We start from the raw sequence: 5,064 nt of genomic DNA, 5'->3' as shown, positions 1-5,064 counted from the left end.
CCCCTTCCGGTCCTGTCAGTTGCCGCCCTTGCGCTTGTTCCACACGTCGAACCCGACCGCGGCCAGCAGCACCATGCCCTTGATGACCTGCTGCCAGTCGGTGCCGACGCCGACGAGGTTCATGCCGTTGTTGAGCACACCGAGGACGAGACCACCGATGATCGCGCCGAGGACGGTGCCGACACCGCCGCTCATCGACGCGCCGCCGATGAACGAGGCCGCGATCGCCTCCAGCTCGAAGTTGAGGCCCGCCTTGGGCGAGGCGGCGTTGAAGCGGGCGGCGAAGACCAGACCCGCCAGGGCCGCGAGCATGCCCATGTTCAGGAAGATCAGGAAGACGACCTTCTTGTCCTTCACACCCGACAGTTTGGCCGCGGGCAGGTTGCCGCCGATGGCGTAGATGTGGCGGCCGATGATGGCGTTGCGCATCACATAGCCGAAGCCGACGACCAGCGCGCCCAGGATCAGCAGGACGATCGGGGCGCCCTTGTAGCTGGCGAGCAGCATGGTGACGGTGAGCAGGGCGGCGGAGATCGCGACGAGCTTGAGGACGAACAGGTTCATCGGCGGCACGTCGAGCGCGAACTCCTGCTGCCGGCGCCGGTCACGGAACTCCTGGATCACCACGAACGCGATGAGGGCGAAGCCCAGCAGCAGCGTCAGGTTGTGGTAGTTGGTGTTCGGGCCGACCTCGGGGAGGAAGCCGTTGGCGACCTTCTGCAGGCCCTCAGGGAACGGGCCGAGGGTCTGGCCCTCCAGGAAGATCTCGGTGAGACCGCGGAAGACGAGCATGCCCGCGAGGGTCACGATGAACGACGGTATGCCGAGATACGCGATGAAGAACCCTTGTGCGGCACCCGCGACGGCGCCCACGGCCAGACAGAGGACCACGGCCAGCGGCCACGGTAGGTCGTTGTTGACCATGAACACGGCGGCCATCGAGCCGATGAACGCCGTCAGTGAGCCCACGGACAGATCGATGTGGCCCGCGATGATGACCAGCATCATGCCGATCGCGAGGATCAGGATGTAGCTGTTCTGCAGCACCAGGTTGGAGACGTTGCGCGGCAGCAGCAGGTCGCCGTCGGTCCACACGGCGAACAGCGCCACGATCAGACCCAGGGCGATCAACATGCCGTACTGGCGCATGTTGCGGCGCATGCCGTCCAGCACCAGCTGGAGCAGGCCGCCGCCCGCCGCCGTCCCGCTCTTGCCGGGCGGCGCGGGGGCCGGGCTCTTGGCGGTCACTTCCGTGCTCATCGGGTTACCTCTTTGTCCTTCGTCATCTGACGCATCAGCGATTCCTGCGTGGCCTCGGCACGCGGGAACTCACCCGTCAACCGCCCTGCGGCCATCGTGTAGATGCGGTCGCACATCCCGAGCAGTTCCGGCAACTCGGAGGAGATGAAGACGACCGCCTTGCCCTCAGCGGCCAGCTTGTCGATGACCGTGTAGATCTCGTACTTGGCGCCGACGTCGATTCCGCGTGTCGGCTCGTCCAGGATCAGCACGTCCGGACCCGCGAAGATCCACTTGCTGAGGACGACCTTCTGCTGGTTGCCGCCGGACAGCTTGCCCACCGGTTCGAAGACGGTGGGCGCCTTGATGTTCATGGACTTGCGGAAGCCCTCGGCGACCTGCCGCTCCCCGTGCTCGTCGACCACACCGCGCTTGGCGACCTTGCCCAGGGCGCTGAGCGAGATGTTCCGGTTGATGGTGTCGATGAGGTTGAGGCCGTAGTGCTTGCGGTCCTCGGTGACGTAGGCGATGCCGTTCCTGACCGCCTCGGGGACGGTCTTCGTACGGATCTCCTTGCCGTCCTTGAGGACCGTGCCGCCCGCGTACCGGCCGTACGTCCGCCCGAAGACGCTCATCGCGAGCTCGGTGCGGCCGGCGCCCATGAGGCCGGCGATGCCGACGATCTCGCCGCGCCGCACCTGGAGGGAGACGTCGTCGACCACCTTGCGCTGCTGGTCGATCGGGTGGTGCACGGTCCAGTTGCGGATCTCCAGGGCCGGCGCCGTGCCCTCCTCGGGCTGGTGCGGGGTGCGCTCCGGGAAGCGGTGCTCCAGGTCGCGGCCGACCATGCCGCTGATGATCCGGTCCTCGGTGGTCTCCGGGGCCTTCACATCGAGGGTCTCGATGGTCTGGCCGTCCCGGATGATCGTCACCGAGTCGGCGACCTTGCGGATCTCGTTCAGCTTGTGGGAGATGATGATCGAGGTGATGCCCTGCTTCTTCAGCTCCAGGATCAGATCCAGGAGTTTGCCGCTGTCCTCGTCGTTCAGGGCGGCGGTCGGCTCATCGAGGATGAGCAGCTTCACCTTCTTCGACAGCGCCTTGGCGATCTCGACCAGCTGCTGCTTGCCCACCCCGATGTCGGCGACCCGGGTGTCCGGGTGCTCGTCGAGGCCGACGCGGCGCAGCAGCTCGGTGGCGTGCCTCAGCGTCTCGGTCCAGCTGATGAACCCGCGCGTGGCGTGCTCGTTGCCGAGGAAGATGTTCTCCGCGATGGAGAGGTAGGGCACCAGGGCCAGCTCCTGGTGGATGATCACGATGCCGCGTTGCTCGCTGGCCCTGATGTCCTTGAACTCGCAGGTCTCACCCTCGAAGAGGATGTCGCCTTCGTACGATCCATGCGGGTGGACGCCGGAGAGGACCTTCATGAGGGTCGACTTGCCTGCGCCGTTCTCCCCGCAGATGGCGTGGACCTCGCCCTGCTGGACGGTCAGGGTGACGTCCGACAGCGCTTTGACGCCGGGAAAGGTCTTGACGATCGAGCGCATTTCCAGGACGGGTCCCGCCATGGTCGTGCCTTCCAATCAGTGGTGCTCGTCAGGGGTGGGTCGGGAATTCCGTCCGACTAGTTGAGGTCGCTCTCCTTGATGTAGCCGGAGTCGACGACGGCCTCCTTGTAGTTGGACTTGTCGACGCTGACCGGCTCGAGCAGGTACGCCGGGACGACCTTGGAGCCGTTGTCGTAGGTCTTGGTGTCGTTGACCTCGGGCTTCTTGTCGTTCAGCAGCGCGTCGACCATGTTCGAGGCCACCTTGGCGAGCTCACGGGTGTCCTTGTAGACGGTCATCGACTGCTCGCCGGCGATGATCGACTTCACCGAGGCGACCTCGGCGTCCTGGCCGGTGACGATCGGCAGCGGCTTGCTCTTGGAGCCGTAGTCGTCCGACTTCAGCGCGGAGAGGATACCGATGGAGATGCCGTCGTACGGGGAGAGGACGGCGTCGACCCGGTCGCTCTTGTAGGTGGAGGTCAGGATGTCGTCCATGCGCTTCTGGGCGGTGCCGCCGTCCCAGCGCAGGGTGGTGACCTGGTTGAGGTTGGTCTGGCCGGACTTGACGACGAGCTGCTTCTTGTCGATGTAGGGCTGCAGGACGTTCATGGCGCCCTGGAAGAAGTAGCGGGTGTTGTTGTCGTCGTTGGAGCCGGCGAAGAGCTCGATGTTGAACGGGCCCTTCTTGGAGCCGTCCTTCAGGCCGAGCTTCTCGAGGATGTAGTTGCCCTGGAGCTCGCCGACCTTCTCGTTGTCGAAGGAGGCGTAGTAGTCGACGTTCTCGGTGCCGAGGATCAGTCGGTCGTAGGAGATGACCGGGATGTTGGCGTCCTTGGCCTGCTGGAGCACGTTGTTCATCGACTTGTTGTCGATGGCCGCGATGATGAGGGCCTTCACACCCTGGGTGATCAGGTTCTCGATCTGGCCGACCTGCTGGTCGGGGTCGTCCTCGCCGTAGACCAGCTTGGTCTTGTAGCCCTTGGACTCCAGGTCCTTCACCACGTTGTTGCCGTCGGCGATCCAGCGCTCGGAGGACTTGGTCGGCATCGCGATGCCGATCGTGGCGCCCTCGCTGCTGCCGGACTCCTCCTTGCTGCCACCCTCACCGCTCTGGCCACAGGCGGAGAGGGTGAGGGCGAGGGAGGCGGTGGCGGCTATGGCGGCGAGTGCGGCTCGACGAGTGCGCATGATCATCATCCTTGATGTTTTGAGGCCTGGATCGGTCCTGCTGTGCGAGCGCCCTTGGGGCTGATGCGGCGGAGAGACCGAGCAGAAGATGTGTCGGATTCTGTGTGACTGCGTCTTCTTTTGTGAAGGCAGTTGTCCGCTTCGTTATGAGGGAGTTTCGAACCGCTTCAGAGCGCCGGGCAGACGCGAGCCGAGCGGCGCCATGTCGCCGTCCGCCCCGTGCCGCGCGAGCAGGTCCAGGGCGAGCCGGCCGCGCCGCACCCGCTCCTTGGCCGTGGCCAGCGTCAGGTCCCGCATATGGTTCCCGTACGGGTAGATCCCGGGTGCCTTGGACAGACCGAACTTCAGGTAGAGCGGGGCGCCGCGCCGGATCAGTTCGGCGACCTCGTACATCCGCACATAGCCGCCGAGGTCGTCGGGTGCCTCGATGTACATGTCCATGGGCGCGGCGGAGACGCGCCGGATCTCGGTGAGGTGGTCGAGCGTCAGATCGCTCGGCACATTGATCGAGTCGCCGCCGAGGTTCTCGTACACGGCGTACGCGGTCGGGTTGACCGGACCGATCAGCGCCGACACCTTGAACGTCGTGTCGGCCGGCAGGATGCCCGCGACCCGCGCCCGGTGCAGCGTCCACAGCACGCCCTCGTCGGCGACGAGCAGGCACTTCACACCCAGCTCGGTCGCGCGTACGGCGTCCTCGACGCACCCGGCGACCGCGTCGTGGCCCCGGGCGCGCAGCCCCGCGCCCTTGGAGTCGGTACGGGTGGAGCCACCGATGTCCCAGGTGCCGCGCGGGCCGGTGAACAGGCAGAGCTCGATGTCACGCTCGGCGGTCGCCTCCACCATCTCGGTGATCTCGGCGTCGGTGAGCATCCAGATACCGCTGCCCTGGCTGATCCGGTGGATCGGCACATCGAGCCGCGAGGCTTCCTTGAGGACCACGCCGAGCGCCTCGGGGCCCTCGACGGAGGGCACCTCGGTACGCCAGCGGCCACCGCCGGGGAAGGTGTGCGGGGAGGCGTCGGACGGGTCGAGGGCCGGCGCGGCCAGGCCGAGCGCGGCAAGCGCCTGCTCGCCGGGTCGACGCG

The 5,064-nt window shown here is 66.2% G+C and carries 4 protein-coding genes; all 4 read right to left on the bottom strand.

The window, feature by feature from the left end; all coding sequences use genetic code 11:
• Positions 1 to 15: 15 nt before the first annotated feature.
• Positions 16 to 1,260: a multiple monosaccharide ABC transporter permease gene (gene mmsB, locus STRIP9103_RS10165; RefSeq protein ID WP_048820029.1), complete on the bottom strand. Its 1,245-nt coding sequence runs from the start codon at positions 1,258 to 1,260 to the stop codon at positions 16 to 18.
• Entirely contained in the window at positions 1,257 to 2,807 is a 1,551-nt protein-coding gene (mmsA, locus tag STRIP9103_RS10160; protein WP_009307127.1) for a multiple monosaccharide ABC transporter ATP-binding protein, read from the bottom strand. Before mmsA ends, mmsB begins: the two co-directional genes overlap by 4 nt.
• Positions 2,808 to 2,863: 56 nt before the next feature.
• On the bottom strand, positions 2,864 to 3,976 hold the full coding sequence (gene chvE / locus STRIP9103_RS10155; RefSeq protein WP_009307130.1) for a multiple monosaccharide ABC transporter substrate-binding protein: 1,113 nt from the start codon (positions 3,974 to 3,976) through the stop codon (positions 2,864 to 2,866).
• A gap of 144 nt (positions 3,977 to 4,120) precedes the next feature.
• The coding region (locus STRIP9103_RS10150) for a glycosyltransferase family protein (protein WP_048820027.1) at positions 4,121 to 5,064 on the bottom strand (944 nt) is incomplete at its 5' end.

This window comes from Streptomyces ipomoeae 91-03, assembly GCF_000317595.1.
Lineage (GTDB): Bacteria > Actinomycetota > Actinomycetes > Streptomycetales > Streptomycetaceae > Streptomyces > Streptomyces ipomoeae.
Note: the sequence above shows the minus strand (reverse complement) of the source record. Positions and strands in the feature narration are given on the sequence as shown.